15 protein-coding genes are annotated in these 21,764 nt (G+C 66.2%); 8 read left to right on the forward strand and 7 right to left on the reverse strand.

The genetic code is table 11. From position 1 onward, the window contains the following. The first annotated feature begins 225 nt into the window (after positions 1-225). From A9310_RS13170 to A9310_RS13185, 4 genes are all read left to right on the forward strand, one after another. Complete coding sequence (locus A9310_RS13170; protein WP_065631007.1) at positions 226-561, forward strand: hypothetical protein; 336 nt, start codon at positions 226-228, stop codon at positions 559-561. Between the two features lie 232 nt (positions 562-793). Next, entirely contained in the window at positions 794-2,788 is a 1,995-nt protein-coding gene (locus A9310_RS13175) for a phage tail tape measure protein (protein ID WP_065631008.1), read from the forward strand. Between the two features lie 484 nt (positions 2,789-3,272). Further along, positions 3,273-4,043 (forward strand): glycoside hydrolase family 26 protein, encoded by a 771-nt coding sequence (locus A9310_RS13180; RefSeq protein ID WP_254661254.1) that lies wholly within the window; start codon positions 3,273-3,275, stop codon positions 4,041-4,043. A 78-nt stretch (positions 4,044-4,121) separates the two neighbouring features. Next, the gene (locus A9310_RS13185; RefSeq protein WP_065631030.1) at positions 4,122-4,412 is read left to right on the forward strand and encodes a hypothetical protein; all 291 of its coding nucleotides are present in this window, start codon (positions 4,122-4,124) and stop codon (positions 4,410-4,412) included. A gap of 178 nt (positions 4,413-4,590) precedes the next feature. Here A9310_RS13185 and A9310_RS13190 read toward each other — a convergent pair whose 3' ends face one another. Both A9310_RS13190 and A9310_RS13195 read right to left on the reverse strand, forming a co-directional pair. Beyond that, a complete protein-coding gene (locus tag A9310_RS13190; protein ID WP_254661255.1) occupies positions 4,591-6,639 on the reverse strand; it encodes an acyltransferase family protein in 2,049 nt (682 codons plus the stop codon). 95 nt (positions 6,640-6,734) lie between these two features. Continuing rightward, a complete protein-coding gene (locus tag A9310_RS13195; protein WP_065631032.1) occupies positions 6,735-8,483 on the reverse strand; it encodes a glycosyltransferase family 2 protein in 1,749 nt (582 codons plus the stop codon). A gap of 227 nt (positions 8,484-8,710) precedes the next feature. On the opposite strand from A9310_RS13195, the gene A9310_RS13200 reads away from it, so the two are divergent. The 3 genes from A9310_RS13200 (at position 8,711) to A9310_RS13210 (ending at position 11,381) form a co-directional block, all read left to right on the forward strand. Beyond that, positions 8,711-9,955 carry a lipase family protein gene (locus tag A9310_RS13200; protein ID WP_083207364.1) on the forward strand — a complete coding sequence of 415 codons (1,245 nt, stop codon included), beginning with the start codon at positions 8,711-8,713 and terminating at the stop codon, positions 9,953-9,955. Positions 9,956-10,049: 94 nt separating this feature from the next. Continuing rightward, positions 10,050-10,877, forward strand: a complete 828-nt coding sequence (locus A9310_RS13205) for an SGNH/GDSL hydrolase family protein (RefSeq protein WP_065631010.1) — start codon at positions 10,050-10,052, stop codon at positions 10,875-10,877. Between the two features lie 87 nt (positions 10,878-10,964). Beyond that, on the forward strand, positions 10,965-11,381 hold the full coding sequence (locus tag A9310_RS13210; protein ID WP_065631011.1) for a hypothetical protein: 417 nt from the start codon (positions 10,965-10,967) through the stop codon (positions 11,379-11,381). A 3-nt stretch (positions 11,382-11,384) separates the two neighbouring features. Here the strand turns inward: A9310_RS13210 and A9310_RS13215 are convergent, their stop codons facing one another. From A9310_RS13215 to A9310_RS13230, 4 genes are read right to left on the reverse strand one after another with little or no spacing between them, the layout of a single operon-like run. After that, entirely contained in the window at positions 11,385-13,316 is a 1,932-nt protein-coding gene (locus A9310_RS13215; RefSeq protein ID WP_065631012.1) for a glycosyltransferase family 39 protein, read from the reverse strand. Then, entirely contained in the window at positions 13,313-15,277 is a 1,965-nt protein-coding gene (locus A9310_RS13220; RefSeq protein ID WP_065631013.1) for a hypothetical protein, read from the reverse strand. Before A9310_RS13220 ends, A9310_RS13215 begins: the two co-directional genes overlap by 4 nt. Then, the gene (locus A9310_RS13225) at positions 15,270-16,715 is read right to left on the reverse strand and encodes a glycosyltransferase family 2 protein (RefSeq protein ID WP_139104621.1); all 1,446 of its coding nucleotides are present in this window, start codon (positions 16,713-16,715) and stop codon (positions 15,270-15,272) included. The genes A9310_RS13220 and A9310_RS13225 overlap by 8 nt, the downstream gene beginning before the upstream one ends. Next, positions 16,712-18,256, reverse strand: coding sequence for a hypothetical protein (locus A9310_RS13230; RefSeq protein WP_065631014.1), 1,545 nt, complete (start codon positions 18,254-18,256; stop codon positions 16,712-16,714). The genes A9310_RS13225 and A9310_RS13230 overlap by 4 nt, the downstream gene beginning before the upstream one ends. A gap of 1,240 nt (positions 18,257-19,496) precedes the next feature. On the opposite strand from A9310_RS13230, the gene A9310_RS13235 reads away from it, so the two are divergent. Continuing rightward, positions 19,497-20,756, forward strand: coding sequence for an HNH endonuclease signature motif containing protein (locus A9310_RS13235; RefSeq protein WP_065631015.1), 1,260 nt, complete (start codon positions 19,497-19,499; stop codon positions 20,754-20,756). Positions 20,757-20,862: 106 nt separating this feature from the next. Here A9310_RS13235 and A9310_RS13240 read toward each other — a convergent pair whose 3' ends face one another. Beyond that, positions 20,863-21,759, reverse strand: a complete 897-nt coding sequence (locus A9310_RS13240) for an alpha/beta fold hydrolase (RefSeq protein ID WP_175401135.1) — start codon at positions 21,757-21,759, stop codon at positions 20,863-20,865. Positions 21,760-21,764 lie beyond the last annotated feature (5 nt).

The following is a 21,764-nucleotide window of genomic DNA, read 5'->3' on the forward strand; positions in this document are numbered from 1 at the left end:
ATGCGTCACGCCCGAGCATTCCCGCAGGTCAACGGCGAAAGAACGAATTAGCGCCGACCGACGTCCACGACGGAGACCACTCAGCGCACGCCTCCACTCCCTCGGCGGACAAGCCAAGGCCGGCGCCTACGACCGCGCCGAAGAAGACCAACTGATCGAACTCCTCGACCTCTTCGATGGATGGGTCCAACGACGTCGCCTCGACGCACACAAGGAGGCGGCATCATGAGCTCGTTTGAATGGCTCGCCGACGAAGTCATGGAAGCCATCGAAGAGGCCACCGCCCGCGGACTACAGGCCGGCGCCGACCTCCTCCTCGACGAGTCCAATCGCCTGGCCCCCATCGAGACCGGCGACCTCATCAGATCAGGGCGAGCCGTAGCCAACAGTGAGGAAGCAGCGGTCGGATACTCGTCGGTCTACGCCACCAGGCAGCACGAAGAACTGAGCTACCGGCACGACGCCGGACGCGAAGCCAAATTCCTCGAGAAGGCTCTGCATCGCAACGCCGACCGCATCAACGACGCCATCGCTGACGAGATCAGGGATGCGCTGTCATGACCGCCTGTGGCTTGCATGGGACGCGCAACCTCGGCGGCGCTGCGACCTGCTCGACGAGCACAAACGATGCGCACACGCGAGACCTCGACACAGACCTCACAGCGACGACCGCACGTGATCAGTATGTGATCACTGACGCTGTGACCAGCACGAATGACATGCCCAGCGGATACGTAATCCGAAGGTCGGAGGCCAACGACCACCATCACCCACCACAGGCAGGAGCCTGACCATGCCCCTTGACGTTGGCAAGCTGACTGCCCAGATCGGCATCGAAGGCCTCGACGCCTTCCGCACCGACCTCCGCCGAGCGGGTGGCGAGTTCGAGGACTTCGCCCGCACCACCGAGCGCACCGGCGACCGAGCCCGACGCTCCTTCGAGGGCGCGGGCCGCGGGCTCAACGACCTCGGCCAGTCCGGACGCCAGGCCGCAGGCGACATCGACCGGGCTGCCGACGACATGCGTCGGAGCATCGAGGAGGTCGAACGCGAGAGCCGCCGTGCCGGGCGAGGTATCGCCGACGACCTCGGCAACGCTGGCGAGGAGGGCGGCAACCGCCTACGAGACGGTCTACGGGGCGCCCTCGAGGGTGCGGCCGAAGAAGCCCAGGGTGCCGGCGAAGGCATGGGTGGTGGCCTGGTGGGTGGCATCACCGCCCGACTGGCAGGGGCGGGTGGCCCCATCGGTGGAGCGATCGCCGCTGCCCTGGCCGTCCAGGTGGGTATCCCCATGGCCGCGGGCTCGAAGATCGCCGACCTCGTCATGGCCGGGTTCGAGTCTCAGGCGACAAGGGGGCAGATCAAGGCTCAGTTCGGCTGGACGGAGGCCCAGGCCGCCGAGGCTGGGAGCGCTGCCGCCGGGGCGTACGTGAACGCGTGGGGCGAGTCTCAGGCGGAGAACATGCGCGTCGCCGGTGTGGCCGTCCAGGCCGGCCTCCTCGATGGCACCTCGACGGCCGCCGAGATGCAACCGGTCATCGAACAGCTCAACATCGTCTCGACGATCATGGGCGAGGAGATCCCCGAAGTTGCCAGGGCCGCCGGCCAGATGGTGAAGACCGGCATGGCCGACAACATCACCGAGGCGTTCGATCTGCTGACGGTGGGCCAGCAGAAGGGTCTCAACCTCTCCGGCGACCTGATCGACACGACCATCGAGTACGGCACCCAGTTCCGAAAGCTCGGTATCGACGGTGAGACCGCGTTCGGCGTCATCAGTCAGATGTCGAAGGCCGGCGCGCGTGACACCGACATCGCTGCGGATGCACTCAAGGAGTTCAGCATTCGGGCCGTTGACGGCTCCGAGGCAACGATGGAAGCGTTCACCGCCCTGAATCTCAATGCCGAGGAGACATCGGCGGCGTTCGCCAAGGGCGGCGAGTCCGCGCTCGGTATGTCTCGTGTCGTGCTGACCGCCTTGGCGCAGATCAAAGACCCGCAGGAGCGCGAACGGCTCGGCGTCGCCCTGCTGGGCACCCAATGGGAAGATCTCGGTGAAGCGGTCGCCAGCCTGGATCTCGGCACCGCTGCGCGGGAGATGGAAGGCTTCGGCGGCGCGACCAAGCGTGCGGGCGAGGACATGTCCGGGGCGCTGGGCGGCATCGAAGGCATGAAGCGGTCCATCGAGGTCGCCGTCGGGTCGATGCAGAGCGGGTTAGCTGAGGCGTTCGGACCGTCGGTGCAGGAGTTCACCACCTGGGTCGCCGAGAACCGTACCGAGATCGTCGAATTCTTCACCGACCTCGGCAAGGTCATCGGTGTCGTCTCGGGTGAGACCATCACCTTCGCAGGCGGATTCATCAGCGCCATGGGGTACGTCGTGAAGTACCTCGGCGACGCCGGCGGGTTCATCCTCGAGACGTTCGGGAACATCGCCGAGGGCATCGGCAACACCATTAGGGACATCCCAGGGATGGAGGGCATCGGCAACGACCTGATCGACGCATCGAAGCGCTCCGACGAGCTTGCCCAATCCCTTTACGGCGCGGGCGATGGGATGATTGCCTTCGGCGAGAAGGTCGGTGAGGCCGGCATCAAGATTGCCCAACTGTCCATGGAGATCGGCGAACTCCCCGCGGGCAAAGCCATCACGGTCGACATGCCCCAGGGTCAGGCATCACCGCGGGGGGCGTCGACTTCATTTCGCCCTCGGCAGCTCGCGACGACTGGCAAATCTGCGCTCTGGCTGCGAGTTTGGGCGACGACGCCCCGCCACAGCAGGGTGTGATCAGTACCACTGTTGGTGGCATTCTTGAACGCTCCTGAACTTTTGGCGAGCAAACCCCGGCTATGGCGCGATATATTCCGAACCAACTGAAAATTCGACATATTTGTTTCATTCTGCATTTAGTGAATTCGTCGCAGAATGGTGCGTTCACCCGGCTGTCACTCACCGTTGTTTTGCTTGAAATTTGCGGGCGGACGGCCACACCGGTACCCGTGCGTCGGCCTGAGCGGCAGCACGCGAGAATGACGAAATGGACGGTGACGCATCCTCGGCTCTCGGTACAGTCGCTATCACCCGTCGAACACTGCTCGTAGCCTCTCTCGCCGCATCGAGCGCGCTGCTGTCCTCCTGCACACAGCACTCAGCTGGGGTGACGTCCTCGTTGCCTAACCCTGCGTGGGGCGCTTTTCTGTCTGCACCGGCCTCCGAGTCACGCTTAACCTTCGACCGTTTCGCCGCGCTCGCCGGCGCATTACCGGAGCTCTTGCACCTATACGCGTCGACGCGAGACTCGCACCCACAGGTCCACCTCGACACGATTCATCAGCTCGGCGCGACCCCTGTCGTCACGCTCGAACCGTGGAATCCGCGAGTCGGGCCGTACCAGCCCGAGTTCTCGCTGAGCAGCATCAACGCTGGTCAACACGACTCCGACCTCGACCGGTGGGCTGCGGACCTCGGCTCTTGGGGTCACCCGCTCCTGCTGAGATTCGCCCAGGAGATGAACGGGACCTGGTATCCGTGGTCGGTCGGGCTCTACGGGAACACCGCAGCGGAGTACCGCGCGGCATGGGTGAGGATGCATCGGATCGTCCGTGCCCAGGCGCCCAACGTCGAGTTCGTCTGGGCTCCGAATGTGCTCACCGACGGCACCCGAGACTTCGAGGACTGCTACCCCGGTGATCGGTTCGTCGACTATCTCGGTCTCGATGGTTACAACTGGGGTGACACGCCCGGCCACCAGTGGCAGTCGCCCGACAAGCTGTTCTCTCAGAGCCTGTCCACCATCCGGCGACTCGCCCCTCGGTTGCCGATGCTCCTGACGGAGGTCGGGTGCGCCGAGGGGTCGCGACCGGGTGACAAAGCGCGATGGATGGATCAGTTCTTCGATCTGATGCTACGTAATACGGACGTAACCGGCTTTCTGTGGTTTCAGACGGACAAAGAACGCGACTGGAGAATCAATTCGTCGTTGGCGAGCACGGCGGCATTTCGCGATGGGCTCGCGGAATGGCTGGAGACGCCCCGCCGCTAAGTCAGTCGACTTTCTTTGGAAGCCAGATCACGCGCGTTCGTCGCGCGGGGGTGGCAGTGCGGTGTGGATACTGGTCGGATGCCACCAGAACCCATCCCGCCGACCGTGTTCCACTCGCTGGTGGTCCTGAACCTCCTGTTCGTCACCGGCGCCTGGAGCCTGTCGCGCCCGGGCTACCGGGTGGCTGCTGTTCTCGCGGTGTTGTCTGTTGCGTGGTTCTTTTGGAACGGGCCGATCGAGGGGCATGTCCTGGTCTCGTTCTCGCTGGAGCACGGCTTTACCGAGTCCGACATCCTCTGCATTGTTGGGGTCGTACTTGCTGGCGTCGCCTGCGTCCGCACGCGTGAACGTCGGAGGTGGGAGGAGTAGGGGCTTTTACAAGCTCAGCCAGCGATAAGGCGCGGGGGTGGTCACCTGGTGGCTTCGACACGGCGCCTCGCTTCGCTCGGGGCCGGCTCAACCAGCAGTGGGAGCTCGGGGCCGGCTCAACCAGCAGAAAGGTCACCAGGTGGCTTCGACTCGGCGCCTCGCTTCGCTCGGGGCCGGCTCAACCAGCGGATCGACCGTTGTAATCGAAGCGTTGCCGGTCTAGCTGCCTCCGCACCGCAGGCTCGAGGACCCGGGCGGCGGTGGCGGTCAGGTGCGAGTCGTCGCGGTAGAAGAGAATCTTGTTGTGCGCGGCGGAGCAGGTGTTGCCTGAGCACAGCAGGTCGTTGACGTTCACCGTGGTGATGTCCCGGTAGTCGTCGCGCGAGACGGCGTCGATGATCGGCTCGACGCGCGGGTAGTCGTCGAAGTTGAATCGGCACTGCGTCCAGTCGTCCATCGACCCGGAGATGCAGTCGGCGACCTGGAAGCCCGGATATGGGGTGTCCGCGATGTACACCAGGTTCGCGCTGGTGTTCCGCAACTGCGTGAGCGAGTGATTCCACGCGGCCTGCGAGGCCTCCCGCGACGGCACATACGTCGACAACGACGACACGAAGATGATCCGCGGACCCACCTCGGCGATCCGCCGTAACGTCGCCTCGCGCCACTCCTGGCAGTCCGCCTTCACATAGGGCTCGAAGATCCCACGCTGCGGCCGGAGATGCTGGGCCGGGCAGGCCGCCTTGGTGAACTGATGGACTCGCCACCCATGATCGGCGCCGATCGAGCGGACAACTTCGGCCCACTGGTCGGCGTGACTGTCGCCGAACAGCACCACCGGGATGCCGTCAGGCGGGCCGAAGACGCAATCCGCGCGGGCTTCCATGTCGCCGACCGGGATCAGACACTCGAACGGCTCCGGCCGGTCGTCGAACGCCTGGAACGGGTTGGGCGTAACCGGGCCGCTCGGTTCGCTCGCCTCAGCGCCGAAGACCGACTGGTACGTCAGCGCCGCATTGGCGACGGTGTCCCGACTCGCGAGCTGCACGGTGACGACGCCGGCGGTCATCGTGACCGCCAGGGCCACAACGACACCGGTCAGGCCCACCGAAATCGACGCAGACGCATTGCGCTTCAACTCGCGATTGCGGAGAAGTGGTTCCTCGAACAACAGGGTCGACAACGTCGCCAGCACCAGGGAACCGGCCGAGACGAGCAGCAACGCCTGCCAGCTCGACGCCCCCGCGACCGACTCGTACAGGACGATCGCCGGCCAGTGCCACAGGTACCAGGCATAAGAAACCCGGCCGAGGAACTTCAGTGGTGGCGTCGCCAGGAGGTGACCGACGAACACTGACCGCGTGCCCACCATGCAGCCCGAGCCGATCACGAATGCCGCGCCGATGGTCGGCAGCAGCGCCGCCGTGCCCGGGTAAGGCGTCTGCGCGTTGATCACAAAGCCCGCGACCAGTACGGCGACCAGACCTGCCCAGCCGACCGCGAAGGCCATCGGGGCACCGAGACGGTGCCCGCCGAAACGAGCGAGCGCCGGCAGTGCGATCGCCACCAACCCGCCTACGCCGAACTGCCACGCCCGCGTGTAGGTGGCCATGTACGCCGTCGCTGGGTCGGTCGCGGTGATGAGGATGGCGAGAAATAGGGACACTGCGCTAACGATCAGCACCACCAACCCGACCGACCATCGGACCGACAACACCCGGCCCAGCGGCGTGCGCATCGCCAGCGCCGCCGCCGCGATCACCAGAAACGGCCAAACGAAGTACAACTGGGCCTCGATCGCGAGGGACCAGAAATGGGTGGCCAGACTGCCGTCCATGGCTCCAGCCAGATAGTCGGCGTTCTGTTCGATGAAATGCCAGTTCGACAACTGCGCGGCCGCGGCCAGCAGGTCGATGGCCTGCTTGAACACCTTGAGCAACGGCATCAGGAACGCGGCGGCGACGATCGACACCACGATCACCAGCGCGGCCGGCGGGATGATGCGCCGGGCCCGGCGAGCGAAGAAGTTGCGCAACGAGATTCGACCGTGCCGCTCGTATTCGCGCACCAGCAGCCCGGTGATCAGGAAACCGGAGATGACGAAGAAGACGTCGACACCGACGAATCCGCCCGTGAGGAACGGGACGTGCGAATGGAACAGCACGACCAGCAGGACGGCGATGCCACGTAGTCCGGCGATGTCGTCGAAGAAGGTGTTCGGCGCCAAAGGTTGAGGTGCCGGGCCCGCTGGTTGCGCACGGAGCGGAACTGTCGGCGCGTCATCGACGCTGATCGGCACCGATCCCCCGGCTCTGTGTCTGCTCACTGCGTATCCCACGGCAGCATGACGTCGAACCATCCCAGCGCCAGCGCCGCGATGAACAGGATCACGCAGGTGTATCCGACAGCTTCCCAGCCCGAGATACGGTTCCAGTTGGTCGCCGTCGGCCGCTTGGTGGCGACGTGTGGGCGGTCTTCGTGGGGATCGGGAGTTGACTTGCGGGGCCCTTCGTGGCTCGTCGCTATCGCTCCTCGCACCTCAGGGAGCAGGGGGGCTTTCGCTCCTCGCACCTCAGGGGGCTGGGGTTCACCGGCACGTCGAGGACGCAGAATTCTGAGGAACTCCACTAACAGCGGGAGAGCCAGATAGGTATAGGCCATTACGAGCCCGACCATCATCCAGAACTGGCCCAGCCCGTACTGCATCACGTCGCGAATGATGAACACCCAGAACACCGGCAGCGATGTACCGAGCGTGATCGCCCCCAGCGCGCTGATCGAGCGGGCCAGGGAATTGGACTTCCCGATCGCACCCGTCGGCACCCAGCCGATCTCGCGGCCGATCAGCTTGTGCCAGATCGCGATCACGTGGGCGAAGCTGTACGCCATCTGGATGCGGAGTACCTCAAACCGCCAGCGAGTCCTCGACACCAGCGGGAACAACACGACATACACCCACAGCCCCAGAAGGAACGGCACGAGCTGCTCCGGGCGCACGTCCTCCGGATAGAAGGCGGCCATGATGACGCCGGGGAGGAAGAGGAGGAAGACGTTCATCGCGGTGGTGAGGTAGTAGAAGACGCCGGCCCAGTCGGCGATGCGTTGTCGGAGGGTGCGCTCGGAGTGCGCAGAAGGAACGCGGGAGAGCGTTCCCTGGCACCAGCGGTATTGCTGGTTCAGAAAGCCCGCGAGATCGGCCGGACACAACCCGCGCGACAAGACGACCGGTACATAACGAATGCTGTATCCGGCCTGCTGGACCAGCCGGCCGGTATGCAAATCCTCGCTGTGCTCGATCGCTGCGAAACCTCCCACGCGGTCGAGAGCTTGGCGCCGGTAGACCGCCGAGGTGCCGACACAGTTCGCGGCGCCGATCCGGTCCCGCGACGGCAGGACCCAGCGATAGAAGAACTCCTGCGTCGCGCCGGCCGTGCGCTGGATCCAGTTCATCGCCTCGGTCGTCGAGAAACACTGCGGGCTCTGGACGATCGCGACCTGCGGGTCGTCGAGGTAGGGCACGAGATGGGCGAGAAAGTCGCGGCGCGGGCAGAAGTCGGCGTCGAAGATGACGATGAGTTCGCCGCGGCTCATTGTGCACGCGTACCGGAGATTGCCGGCCTTTCGTAGATGGCCCCGATCCGGGCGAACGACGTAGGTGAATCCGAACTCGGCAGCCAGTTCGTGCACCTCGCCCCGGGCCGCATCGTCGAGAACGTAGACGTTCAGCGGGCCGCGCCACCGCAGAGCCGCGATGTCTCGATAGGTGTTGCGCAGGATTGCGATGCTTTCACCGCAGGTGGGGAGGAAAACGTCGACGCTCGGATACGTCCGATCCGAGGGCCGCCAGCTCGTGACCCTGTTCTGGTGGGACCGCCACGTGATCCGTCGGCGGTTCATTCCCGTCGCCAGCGAGAGTGCATTTCCGATCACGTTGGCAAGAAGAACGATGAGAACGGGCGACAGCCACACATGGGTCGTCGCGAAAGCGGCGAGGGAAATGGACACCAAGACGAATGCGGCGATGAGGACGAGTTGTACCCAGCGCATCTGCGGGCCGAGATATTCATACATCTCGGCATCAGACGGCGCGGCCACTGCAAGCGGATCGCGCTCGGGCGCGGGCGGTTCGGCGGACCGACGGGAGGCTGTCGCGAAGGCGACAGTGTCGGCGTCGTCGTATTCACCGAAAGATGACGCGTCCGCCCGACGGGTCCCGGTGATCGACTCCACGCCCTAGAGAATCGGGCAAACAGATACGTCGAAGCAAACCGTGGGAGTCGCCGGGATACCTTTCTCGGGTGAGAACAGCGTGGCGCCGCGTCCGAACGGCGGGCGTATGGGTTGTCGTGGCGACCCTGGGTGTCGGTTCGGTGGCCGCCTGCGACTCGACGTCCGGGACCGGCGAACCCGCGCGATCGGTCGCGTCGGTGGCGGTCGACGCACCACTGTCACCCCCACCCGTACTGATTGCCGACGTGCGACGTGCGCGCGGTCAGATCGTCGGCACCGACACCGTTCCGGATGCGTGGTTCGCCGCGCTACCGCCCGGCATCACGGCTCAACGCCTCGTGTACCGATCGGCATCGGGACTCGACGGCAAGTCGACGATCGTCAGCGGCGCACTCTTCGTCCCCGCGTCATCTCCCCCGCCCCACGGCCACCCCCTGATCTCGTACGCCCACGGCACCACCGGCATCACCCGGGATTGCGGACCCTCCGACCAAGACATGATGTTCGGGGATCTGACCGCCGTCGCGGACTTTCTCGCCGCAGGATATGCCGTGGTCACGACCGACTATCAAGGCCTGGGAGTGCGGCCGGGCCAACAAGCACCTCATCCGTATCTCGAACCCCGCACCGCCGCATACAACGTCATCGACGCTGCCCGGGCCGCGCAGTCCACCGACCTCGGCGTCGGGGGCCGGTGGTTCGCCGTCGGCCGGTCTCAGGGCGGAGGTGCCGCATGGTCGACAGCGGAGGAGTTCGCGCAGTACGGCGATGGCGCCGGGGAACTGGTGGGTGCGGTTGCCGTCGCTCCCCTGCTGGATGCCGGCTACTTCGTCACCCGCGCGCAGGAAGGTAGTCTTTCGCGCGCGCAACGATTCCTGTATCCGCTGGTGGTGCACGGCGTCGCCCAAGCCCGTCCTGGCGTCAACCCGGGCGATCATCTGGCCGGCCTCGGCACCGAGGCTGTGCCGGTGTGCTCGGCCGGTCGCACGGCGCTGGCGGGCCTGTCGGTGCCGGATGATGCCGCACTGAACGCGGTGACTCCGGGCGCGGCGCAGACTCTTTCCCACGCCCTCGAGAATTACGCCCTACCGCGGCTCGCCACGAATGTCCCGATCGCGGCCTTCTACGGCGGCACCGATCCCCTCATCCCCGTCGACGTCATGGAAGACACCTTGACTCGAGCCTGCGAACTCGGCGACCAGTTGATGCGGGTCCGGCACGACCAGCAGGGACACGGCGTCGACCCCGGACCCGCGATGGCCACCTGGATGCGGGACCGACTCGCCGGAGTACCGGCCCCCACCGATTGCTGACCCGTCGGGTTTGGCGTCACGCGCACTCGGAATCAACGCCCGCTATGGTGACAACGTTGGCTGGGGGGCCTCAATCGAGTTGGAGATTACGTAGATGTTGAACGCTGTGAAACGCGTTTTCGGTTCCGCGCCCATCTGGGCCTGGATCGTGATGGTTGTCTGTGCGGTGATCTTGATCGTCGGACTCATCGTGTCCAGCAATCGGACAGCGCCGACGTCGACATCTTCGGCAGGCGTGACCCCCGCGAGCATGGCACCCCTCGAGCAGCCGGCGACCCTCGAATTCATCGAAGACGCGGAGGCCAATCCCGCTGAGCCCCGGACCATCGTGCTCCTCGGCGACTCGACCGGCGCCGCCCGCGACGGATGGGCTCCAGCACTCGGGACGACGATCAGCCAAAAACTCCAACGCCCGATGGCCACCAAGTTCTGGAATGCCACCACCAATGACTACGGCGCCATGGTCGGGCTCGGCGACGGACCGAACGGCCCGATCGGTTTCTGGAACGGCAGCGCCTCCGGTAAAGACGCCGACTACGCGCTCGAGAATCTCGACAAACTGATCACCCCGGACGTCACGCCGAATCTGATCCTGCTCAATTTCGGCCACACCCAGGACCCGAACACCCCGCTCGCCGAGCAGCTCGAGCCGCTGATCACCGAGTTGCGTCAGAAGTACCCCAACGCCGAGCTCGTGGCCATCAAGCAGAGCCCCGCGCAGGGTGGCGCCACCAACGCGATCATGGAGGGCTACGCGTCCGCGATGGACGCCGAAGGCATCCAGGTCATCGACGTGTACTCCGCATTCCCCGCCGATTCCGCTGCACTCCGCCCCTTGCTGCGTGACACCGTGAACCCCAACCCGGCCGGCCAGCAGATTTGGACGACGACCGTGCTGAAGGCTTTCGAGTTGCAGGCGTAGGTGGGGTTCTTGACGGTTGGCCTCGTGGAAGCCACTCGCAGCTCAAATAGCGCGGAAAACTCAACCAGCGGGCGCTACCGTCACGGAATGACAATTCGTCGCGCAATCCTCTCGCTGATGCTCGCGTTCGCGGTCATCGTGCCGCTGTGGTCGGCATCGGCCACCGCAACCGCCTCGCCCCCGCCGCCTCATCCCAAGCTGGATCACTCGGTCACCGTGCAGGTACCCGGGCTGGTCTGGGGCATCGGCGGCGCCGGACTCGCCCAGCCTCGTGTGTACTTCGGACGTGGCCAGATCTACCCATATCCCCTCGGCTACGGATTCCGCTGGCACTGGCGCAATCTCACCACCGGAGCCGCCGGGTGGATTCCGTTCGACTACCCCCACCGCCGCAGCACCATCCGCACCGGAGCCGGCCAGCTGGTGGTGACCGGCGAGTACTACCCGCAAGAGAACATCATCCTGAGCACGCCGGTAGCCGCCACCTTCTGGGTCAATCCGTGACGGTCAGTCCGATCCCTTGATCCGATAGATCCGGAACTGCGGCTTGCCGGTCGGCGTCGTCACCGTCATGGCGACCGTCGCGATGCCGGCGCCGTCGGCCCAGAGGGTTGGGTAGCGAACGTTGATGGCGTCGAGTGAGCCGAGGCCGGTCGGCCGCTGCGTGAGGATGTACTGCACGCCCTGCTCGGCGGGTGCGTTCAGTTTCGCGAAGAAGTCGAAGTCGCTGCGCACGACGAACTGTTCGGGGCGCTCGGACTCCAGCCAGACGCGCGAGACCCCGAAGGTGTCGACGAGAACGGAGCCCTCCGGCAGATTCTGGCTGTCCAGCCAGGCGGCGACGTTGCCCGAGACCTCGCCGAACCAGTAGAACCAGAATTCCGACGGCGGGTGGCGATCGGGCCAGAATGCCGAGCGCAGGCCGTACTCCTCCTTGCCCAGCGCCGGGTTGAGCATCGACGACGCCGTCACGGGCAACGAAGTCGCCAGGACCAGCGCCATGAGTGTGGTGAGGGTGGTCCTTTCGACACACGACCTCCGCAAGCTCCGGTCGCTGCTCAAGGAGCGGCGGGTGTCTGACCTCGGGAAGGTTCGGTCGCCGCTCGAGGAGGGGCGGGTGTCCCGACTCCGCAAGCTCCGGTCGCTGCTCAAGGAACGGCGGGGCCCTTCGTGGCTCGTCGCTTGCGCTCCTCGCACCTCAGGGAGCATTAGGTGCGCGCTCGCTCCTCGCACCTGAGGAAGCGGAGTTTTCGAGGGGCGCGGCCCACACGCGACGAGGACCGCGATGACAACGAGCGGCGTCGACGCCAGGTAGAAGCGGAACCAGCCGAAGGTCGAGCCGAGGATCACCGCGGACATCTGGAACAGCAGAACCGAGCCGAACACGACTGCCGGCACCGCGGCGTCGACCCTGCGCAGCCGGACCGCGATCCAGGCCACGACCGGCAGCACCGCGAACAGCAGCGGTTGCGTGCCGAGCAGGTTGGCGACGATCACCTCCGCCAGCGGACCCGCTCCGACGTCCTCGGCCGAGACGATTCCCGCGGCCGCCACCTGCGCCGAGTTGCCGTACTGCGAGGAGAACTGGGAGAACGCATTCCCGTCGAGGAGCCAGCCGAGGCCCGCCCACACCACGAACGCGAACGCGGTGGGCATGGCCACGATGGTCGCGTCGTGCACACCGAAGGCGGCTCCGGCCCGCCACCCCGCGCGTCCGGAGACTCCTTCGGGACGGTGTCGTCGGGTCGACACCACGAACACCCCGACCGCCACACCCGCAGCCGCGGGTAGCGCCTCGTAGCGCGTCAGGTACGCCAGACCCAGGGCGACGCCGGCGATGACCAGATCGACCACACGTGATCGGTTCACCCACAACAGGATTCGACGACACGTCCACAGCAGGAAGAACAGGAACGGCGCCTCGCTCATCCCCATCCCCGCGTACAGGATGATCATCGGGTTCAGCGCGAACGCCGCGACCGCAATCCAGCGCAGCAGACGGCCGGCACCGTAATCGAGGGCGATGCGCCGAACCTGCCACCCGGCACCGGCCATGAACACCGCGCTCATGACCGCACCGGCGAATCCGACGCGACGCAGCTCCGGCCACTGGTTCAGCGGCCAGTGCGACGACAGTTCGACGAGCGGGATCTCGATCAGGCTCGGCAACGGATTCCAGACGAAACCGATTGCACCGAGGTGCGGGTCCCGGCTCCAGATGGTGAACCCGGCGTTGCCCACGCGACTGCTCGCGTCGGGATTGATGTAGCCGACAGCGAGGTACAGGTACGCACCGACCGCCAGATACCCGGCGACCAGACCGGCGAAGAGCGAGATACCCCACCACTGCGTCGCGGTGAGCCGTCGACGGCCCTCGGTCACCGGCGGTTGCACACCGACCGCCGGTGCCGAGGCGTCGTCGTGAAGCTCGACGGTCATGTAGTCGAGCCGTCAGCGGGACCGCTCGAGCCGCCGAAGCGTCTGCGATACAACATGATCGCGATCGCGACGAGGACTGCGATCGCAACTACGGCGGCGCTGACACCCAGCCACACCACCCAGCTGGTGCCGACCTGATCGACCTCGGCCTGCGGACCGTCGGCCCGCACGGTCATCAGCTCGGGCTGACCCGCGCGGCCGGCCACCAGGACGTCACCGCGGAGGTTTGCCAGATCTCCCTGCTGATCATCGAGATACGCGAACAGCGGGTCGACCAGATCCCACGACCCCGAGGTGCTCACCAACACCACCGTGCGCGAGTTCTGCGAGAACGCCTGGATGGTACCCAGCCCGTCCGGGATGGCCAGCCGGATCTGCGCGGCCAGGTCGACGAGCGTGGACGAATCCTCGGTGTTGATCGGCGGGTTCAGCGGGCGGGCGTTCGCCGCGTCGGCCACCACGAGTGCGCCGGTGTTGCTGGCGATCGCCTGATCCAGCGGCACCAGCACCGGTGACAGTGCGGTGGCCGAACTGCGCTGCACCGACGCGATCAGCTCGGCGGCGGCGTCGAGCTGCGCCGGATTGGTGTTGTCCAGCGCGACCTGGACGGTCGGCTGCCACCCGAGCGGCACCGACGAGAAACCGCCCATCCGAACGGGAGTCGTGCTCGACGACGCCGTCGACGACGGATCGATCTGGAACGTCAGCGGCACACTGCGAGGCGAACACGCGCCCGGGGCCGGCTCGTAGGACACCCGGAACTCGAGCGGCTCGTTGGCCGCCACCTGCGCGGCGGGGATCGTGAACTGTGTGTCCAGCGATCCGGACGCATCCAGCGCACTCGTGTGTAGGATCTCGCCGCCGGTGACGGCCATGACATTCGCGCGCTCGTCGTCGCGGACCGGGGTGTAGCGCGCCTTCAGCGCGACGTCGACCGCGCCGGGCCGACCGAGGGCGAGGATCGTCGGATCGAAACCCGGCAAAAGCGAGGCGGTTCCGAGAGCCTCCACCGACAACCGATCGGAGAACTCCCCGAAGGTCGCCGAATCCGAACCCTGCACCTCGCGGTCTCCGACGAATTCAACTGCAGCAGAGTCTGTCTGGGCAAGATCGGTCAGCCCGTCGCGGAAGAGCGCCACCTGATCGGGCAGGGAATCCTGATCACCGCTGATCACCAGCGCAGCCCCGGGCTGCCCCGCACGTTCCAGACGGATACTCCCCGGGCCGCCCTCCTCGCGGATGACGACCGCGCGGTCGAGCGGACTGGCCACACGCGGCAACCGGGCATCTGCCGACTCCACCACGTCGATCGCAACACGCTGTGGGCGATAGTGATCCGCGACAGCGGCGACGACGCCGAGCGTGGTCTGCGCGGCCGCGGCACTCGGGTTGGCCGGGGTGTACACGGTCACCCGGTTGACCACCGTCCCGAACACATCCTGAATGGTGGAAGGCACCGTCGCGGCGCCCCGGAAGGCGACATTCAGGCTGGTGAGCGCGACCTCCGGCACCGGTCCGCACACCGAATCGTCGGTCCCGTTGCGCAGCGTCAGTCGCAGATCCGCACGGCCGTTGTCGCCCACGGGCACTGCGGTCAGCGGAACGGAAAACGCGGTACTGAGCTGCCGCGGACCGAACCTCGGTACGACGACGGTACCGATGATCGTGCCGTCGGTGCGGGCGACCTGGATGAAGGCGTCGGTCACGTTGGTCGCCGACGCCACCACACCGGTCAGCGTGGTCGGTGACATCCCCTGCGGCACCGGGATACTCACTCCGACCGGAACGCCGGCGCCGTCGATGGTCACCGAGGTGCCCATACCCAGTTGCCGCCAGTTGAGCGTCGTCGTGCCGTCTCCCGGCGCCGCCGCGGCCGGAGCCACGGCTCCCATGCCGACGATCAGCGCCGCCAGGACCGCTCCCAGGAGGCGTCGCAGGCGGACAAAACTGTTGCTAGACATTCTCAGGACCTTTCGGCGGTCGGGACGCACCGGGCATGGCCGAGAGTCCGTGCACGGTCTTCTCCCAGTAGGAGGGCTTGTAGATGAGCTGCGCCATGCTCTTGATCGCAGCCATGGACTGAAGGAACCAGTAACCGGGCACAAGGAGCGCGGCACCGAGTAGATGGGGTTTGCCGAGCGTCCGCGTCGACACGACGCCCAGCATGATGGTGGCCAGGTTCCCGACGGTGAACATCAGGACGCACAGGTAGTAGATGGGCCCGGGGAACAGGGAGTGCATGAAGCCGGGCTTCCCGGCGAACCACACCAGGAGCAGCGCCCAGAACAGCAGGTTGAGGGTGTTGGCGATCGGCATGCCCGCGGTCAGATTCGAGATACGAAGTGCCGGAACGAGTCCGAGTTCCCGGATCATGTCGACCGGGTGGCGGGTGTGCACCAGGAAGGTCTGGAGATAGCCCTTGTACCAACGCGACCGCTGCCGCACCCAGTTCACGACGTCGGCGTTCGCCTCTTCACCGGTGAGCGAGTCCAGGACGACCGTGCGATACCCGTAGCGCGCCAGCCGAATTCCGAGGTCGGCGTCCTCGGTGACGTTGTACGCATCCCAGCCGCCGACCTCCCGCAGCACGTCGGTGCGGATGTGGTTCGACGTCCCGCCGAGCGGGATCACACACTTCGACGCACTGAGTGCGGGCAGCATGTAGGAGAACCACTGGTCGTATTCGATGGCGAACCACCGGGTCAGGAGATTCTCGCGCTCGTTGTAGTAACCGAGACGCGCCTGCACCGAACCGACCTCGGGCGGACTTGCGGCGAAGACGGCTGCCGCCCTGCGTAATTGCAGCGGATCCGGGATGTCTTCAGCGTCGTAGATGGTGACGATGTCGCTGCGTTCCGACGGCAGGCTCATGGCGACGTTGCACGCTTTGGGTTTGGTCCGCGGCTCGCTGGGCGGGACCAGCACCGGGGTGATCCCGTCCAGATCGGCGTGCTCGACGGCCGCCCGGGTCTCGTGGTCGTCGGCCTCGAGGACCAGCAAGATGTCGAGTTTGTCCGCGGGATAGTCGATCTTGCCGACACCGGCGACGAGGTTGGCGACGATCTCCGGTTCGCCGTAGACCGGCAACAGCACGGTGTAGACCGGCAGGTCTGCGTCGGGAATCGCGCGTGCGTCGTCGTCGGACACCCTCAGCACTCCCCTGCCGGACATGCCGCGGGTGACGAGCACGAACTTGTCGACGCTCGAGACCAGGAAGTACAGAGCGCAGATGCTCAGGATGACCGCGAGTGAGACCCGCCAGGTCAGGAGGAACGCTGCCGCGGTCACGATCGCGAGCATGGCGAGGCCGAGACGCTGCCTGCGGCTGAACGGATGTCGTGCCGACAGGGTGGAAACATGCCGCGCGTCGGTGACCGGTCCCGCGTCGGGGGTGGTCACCGAGCTGGTCGTTCGACGGCGTCGATCATCGACCACGCGAGATCGGTCAGCGCGACATCGAGGTCGGAGTCGTCGACGGGGTCCGGGGTGTCGTCGCCACCGCGGATGAGCCAACTGATGGGTTCGGCGACGGTGGTGGCATAGCTGGGCGGTTTCGGCTCCGCGACGTTCGACGATCCCGGCTGATCACGCGCGGCCATCAAGTAGACGGCGATGTAGCGCTCACCGGCCGGAGTGGGAACGCGCCAACCCCAGAATCGACCGGTCCACAGTGTTTGATCCGAGGTGCGCACCGACTCCAGGGTGTTGGCGATGCTGCCGAGCCGGGTGTGCCGGCCGTCCGAAGAGGCGGGAGTCGAATGGATCGTCGCCGGCGGAACCGTCTCGTACCAGAGACCGCGGCGGTAACTGGAGAAGCGGCCCAGGTCCGCGGTGGAGAACACGTCGAGATAGGCGGTGGACAGCGGCCTGTTCTCCGGACCGGTCTGCCCCGTCGTGACGCGGTACCGACGCACGTCACCGTCGGACCCCATGACCCGGGGACCCCAGTCGAACACCTCGGGCTCGGTGATCCCGATACCCAGCGTCCGCAACTGTTCGAGCCACTCCTCGCCGATGGGCGGTGACACAACGGGTTTCGGCGATTCCGGTGCAAACGGGGTGACCGCCAGGATCACCAGTGCCACCAACCAGGCCGACGCCAGGGTGGCGATGGACTGCTTGGGCAGGCCGGCGCGTGCCGAGCCCGTTCTGCCTAACCGGAGTCGTACGACGATCGCGATCGCGGTCACCGCACCGGCGGGAACCGTGTAGGCCAGGACCGGGATGTCGTGGAGTACCGCAACCAGCACCGCGCCGCCGACGCCGGACAGCGCCGCGGTGGCGAGGGCGACCCGCGGGTGCCGACGCAGCGCCATGTACGTCACGACGAGGGCAATCGCCACGGACAACGCGCCGAAGGCGACGGTGGTGCCGCCGAGCACCTGCCCCATCAGCAGGTAGTTCGGCGGGAAGCAGGTCAGCAGGAACAACCAGATGAGGTAGTCGCGGACGACGCGTCGGATCCCGAAGACCACGATCGACGCCGCGAACACCCAGATGAGGAGCGGGATCAGATCGGCGTGCCAGAACGCCGCGACGGCCGGAATCCGCGGGATGACCAGGGCCGCGGTCAGTCCGAGCGCGCCGCCCACGACGACGACCAGGATGCGGTCGAACTCGCCGTCACCGATCTCACGGCCCCGCGACGAGACGTCGAGCCCGAAGGCGATCATCAGACACCACAGGGGCACGAACAGCAGGTATGCCGTCGGCGACCCCTGGCGGAGCGCGTCGAACTCGGCGGCGATGGCCGGCGCGAACGCCAGCATGCCCGCACCGATCGTCGACGCGTACCGGGCGCCCATCGACATCTCACGCGGCGCGGTCAGGGTCGCTCGCCATGTGCGACGAGCCGCGCCTTGTGCCGGCGCCGAAGCCGCGTCGGCGTCGACGTCCGCGGATGGCGGCGACGCGGGCACGACCGAATCGAGAACAGTCATCGAGATCCTCCCCAGGACGGCGCCTGAGCAGTGGGCTCCAACGCCAGACGCGGCTCCGGTGCCAACCCTGCGGGCCTCCCCTGGCGACCGAATCGCGAACTGGAATGAGAGTAACGCTAAAAAGAAAGTTGATGGAGCGCATCGACTACACGAATTTTGCGAGCCGCGGCCGTGGCGGTGCTGGCTTCGGGCTCGACGTGGGGTTGAGCCGTGTTCCGTATTATGTTGCGGCAGACATAGTTTGGCAGACAGACAGCGTCGCCCTGGGCCGCCGGCTTAGCCGCGATGTGGGCGGAAGTCACGCGACTTACGGCACGAATTTGTAGTTGATGTCACACCTGAGAAAGTGGGTCACCTGACCATGTCGCAACGCTAAAGACGCTGTGCTGCAGCTATTCACAAACGCTCCATGTGGTTCGGCAACAATGTCGAGACGTTTGGGCGGTAGGGCCACCGCGAAACGTCATCGACAAGTATTTGTTGTCAGTCAGCAGTCGCGGCGGGATCGTCGTGAGTCCATTCGCGAGACCACGTCGACGTCGCGCGGTGCTACTGCGTCGACTTCTGGTCTTTTGACAACGGCGGTGTTGGCGCTCTGTGTCCTCGCGACCGGACCAGCAGACCTCGGCCATCCACGTCGGTGACAGTGATCGGTCGGCGCATCCACCGTCATCGGCTGCGCCCTCCGCTATTGGGCCCACCGATTTGGCACGGGTGCGTCAGCCGACTCGTCGGACCGCTCGTCAACCTCGCGAGGGACGACCCTCGGGCGGCGGCCTGGCCGTTGCACCCGTCGAACCTGAGGACCCGTCGGCGCGGTCGGCGTGGCAGGCGGCATCGCCGACAACGAGGACAACTGGCGGGGCCCGGCACGGCACGGCGCCGCCTACACCACCGACCGCAGGCCGATCGGCGTGGCGGGCTACGGCGGACCCGCTGAGCGCAAGGAGGTCTACGCGCCACTCGCGCAGGTGTCGCCGAACTTCGACCTGCCGGCCACCGCCGATCTCTGTGGGGATGACGAGCACCGAGTGGGCGTTCGTCTGCATCACGAAGGCCGCTACCTGACCGCCCGTGGGGCTCGTGGTCATGGCGCGAATCACCAATTCTGGGCGCGAACTCGAAACGGGTGTGACTGGAGTCAATTACTGACAACAGTCACCACACTGTCGACGAAAAACGCTGCACAGTCGATGAATTCGCGGTTCCCGGCTTGTGGAAACTCCTCGAAATCGAACGAATGTTCCCGTACCTTGGAGTCATGCCAGAGCTCGCCACTCTTCTCGATCAGCTCATCGAGACCACCCCACCCGCCGACGACCCCACGGGCCGATCAACATTCGACGCGCTCGAGACGCTGCGCTTGATCCGCAACACCGTCGACCACCAGATCGTCACCCACGCAGCACAACTCGACGAACTCGGCGTCGCTCAGAAAGCCGGCAGCACCACCAAGAAGTTGCTGATCGAGTCAGGACATGCACCGGCCGCTGCTCTTCGCACCATGCGCAGCGTCGACGCCCTGCCGACGTTGCCGGCCCTGACCCGTCACGCCGCCGACGGGCGGCTGACCGGCGAGGTCGTCGACGCCGTCGTCCGCGGGATGAACGAGATCGACAAGCGTTGTGGTGAGCCGCTTTCCGACGGTGACCGCCCCCAATACGAAAGCGAACTCATCGCACAAGCGTTGTCCGGCGCGACCCCGACACAGGTCCTCAAACACGCCCGCGCGATCGCCAACGCTCTCGCCGACGCCTCCGACACCGGTGTTCCCGCAGCCGACGACCCATCTCTGAACTCGGTGAACGCCCACACCACCGACGACGGCCGCGTCGAAATCCGCGCCGACCTCACCCAGATCGTCGGCGAGAAGTTCCTGGCCACGATCGACGAACGCTCGTGTCCACGGCCCGAACCCGACGGCGGCGAGGACCGGCGCAACGCCGAGCAACGCCGAGCCGACGCCTTCGAACTGATCCTCGACCAAGCCGCCCTCGGCGCCACCCTCGACACCGTCGGTTCCCCACGCACCCAGTTGATGCTGACGATCCCCGCCACCGGAGACCCGGCCACGCTGCCGTGGACCGGGACGGTCAGCCGTGCCACCGCAAAACAGGTCTCCTGCGACGGATCCCTGACCGAGATCGTCCTCGACAGTGAGGGCGTACCGCTGCAGATGGGTCACACCCGTCGGTTGTATCCGGCACACCTCCGCAAGGCAATCATCGTCCGCGACGCCTGCTGCATCAAATGTGGTGCACCGCCGACCCATACGCAGGTGCATCACATCAAGTCGTGGGCCGACGGCGGACCCACCGACCTCGACAACGGGTGTCTACTCTGCCAACGCTGCCACACACAGGTCCACCACCACGGCTGGGACATCGTGATGGGTTACGACAGACACCCCTGGCTCGTCCCACCCGCCAATATCGACCCGCAACGTCGCCCACTACCCGCCTACAACCGCCGCACCATGCGACTCGACGACGCCGCCTGACACCACACCGCCAGAAATCACCAGACTTCCGCGTAGCACATTTCGCACCCGGCCGATTCCGGGACCGCATCTGTACCTTGACAACTCAACAGTGTGAACGGCAGTTTCACAAGCGAGCCGCCACCGACGACCGATCCCGAGGCACCACGGCGTCGAGTGCCTCGACAAACGGTGGGATGAAGTAGCGCGCGCCGAGGACGCAGCAGGCGTGCCCGCCGTCGACCTCGAAACGCTGTGCGCCGGGAATGCCGTCGATCAGCAGCTGCTGCCGTTCGGGCTCGACGACCCGGTCGCGGATGGAGACGACGACGGCGGTCGGGACGTCGACCTCGTGGAGCCAGTCGCGAGAGTCGAACTCCCCCAGCCCGTTTCCAAAGTCACCGAGGTGCGACAGCGGCGTCGAGAGGAACTGCCGGAGCGCCCAGATGGTGGTGTGGGCCGCTTTGTCGAGGCTCTTGTCGGACACCCGCGGCAGGATGCGGTAGACGGGGCGGAGGATGCGTCCCATGCGTTCCGACGACGCGCGGTGCCGGGGATCATGCGTGCTGAAGTACGGGCCGGTCGAACAGAGCACCAGACCGGCGACACGTCCCGGATGGCGTCGCCACACCAGCTGGGCGATGCCGCCGCCCATCGAGAACCCGGCGACCGTGAACCGGTCGATACCCAGGACGTCGGCGAGGGCGACGACGTCGTCGGCGCAGTCACGGAGGTCGAACGTCTCGGACTCGATGCCGCGGCCGTGCCAGCGCGCGTCCAGGGTGATGACGCGATAGCGGTCGTTGATCGCCGGGATCGTCGGGTACCAGCAGAGCAATCCGGTGGTCAGCACCGAATGCAGGAGGAAGACGGCGGGTGCGTCGCGCGGGCCCGAGTCGGTGACGAACGCCCGCCCGCGCCCCGGGAGGTCGACCATCCGGCCCTCCGGGATGTCCCGAGCCGGGTACGGGGTGACCACGTGGCGGATGGCGCGCGCGGTGCCGTGAACGAACTCGGGGATCACGCCAC

This window comes from Gordonia sp. UCD-TK1 (assembly GCF_001691435.1).
Lineage (GTDB): Bacteria > Actinomycetota > Actinomycetes > Mycobacteriales > Mycobacteriaceae > Gordonia > Gordonia hongkongensis.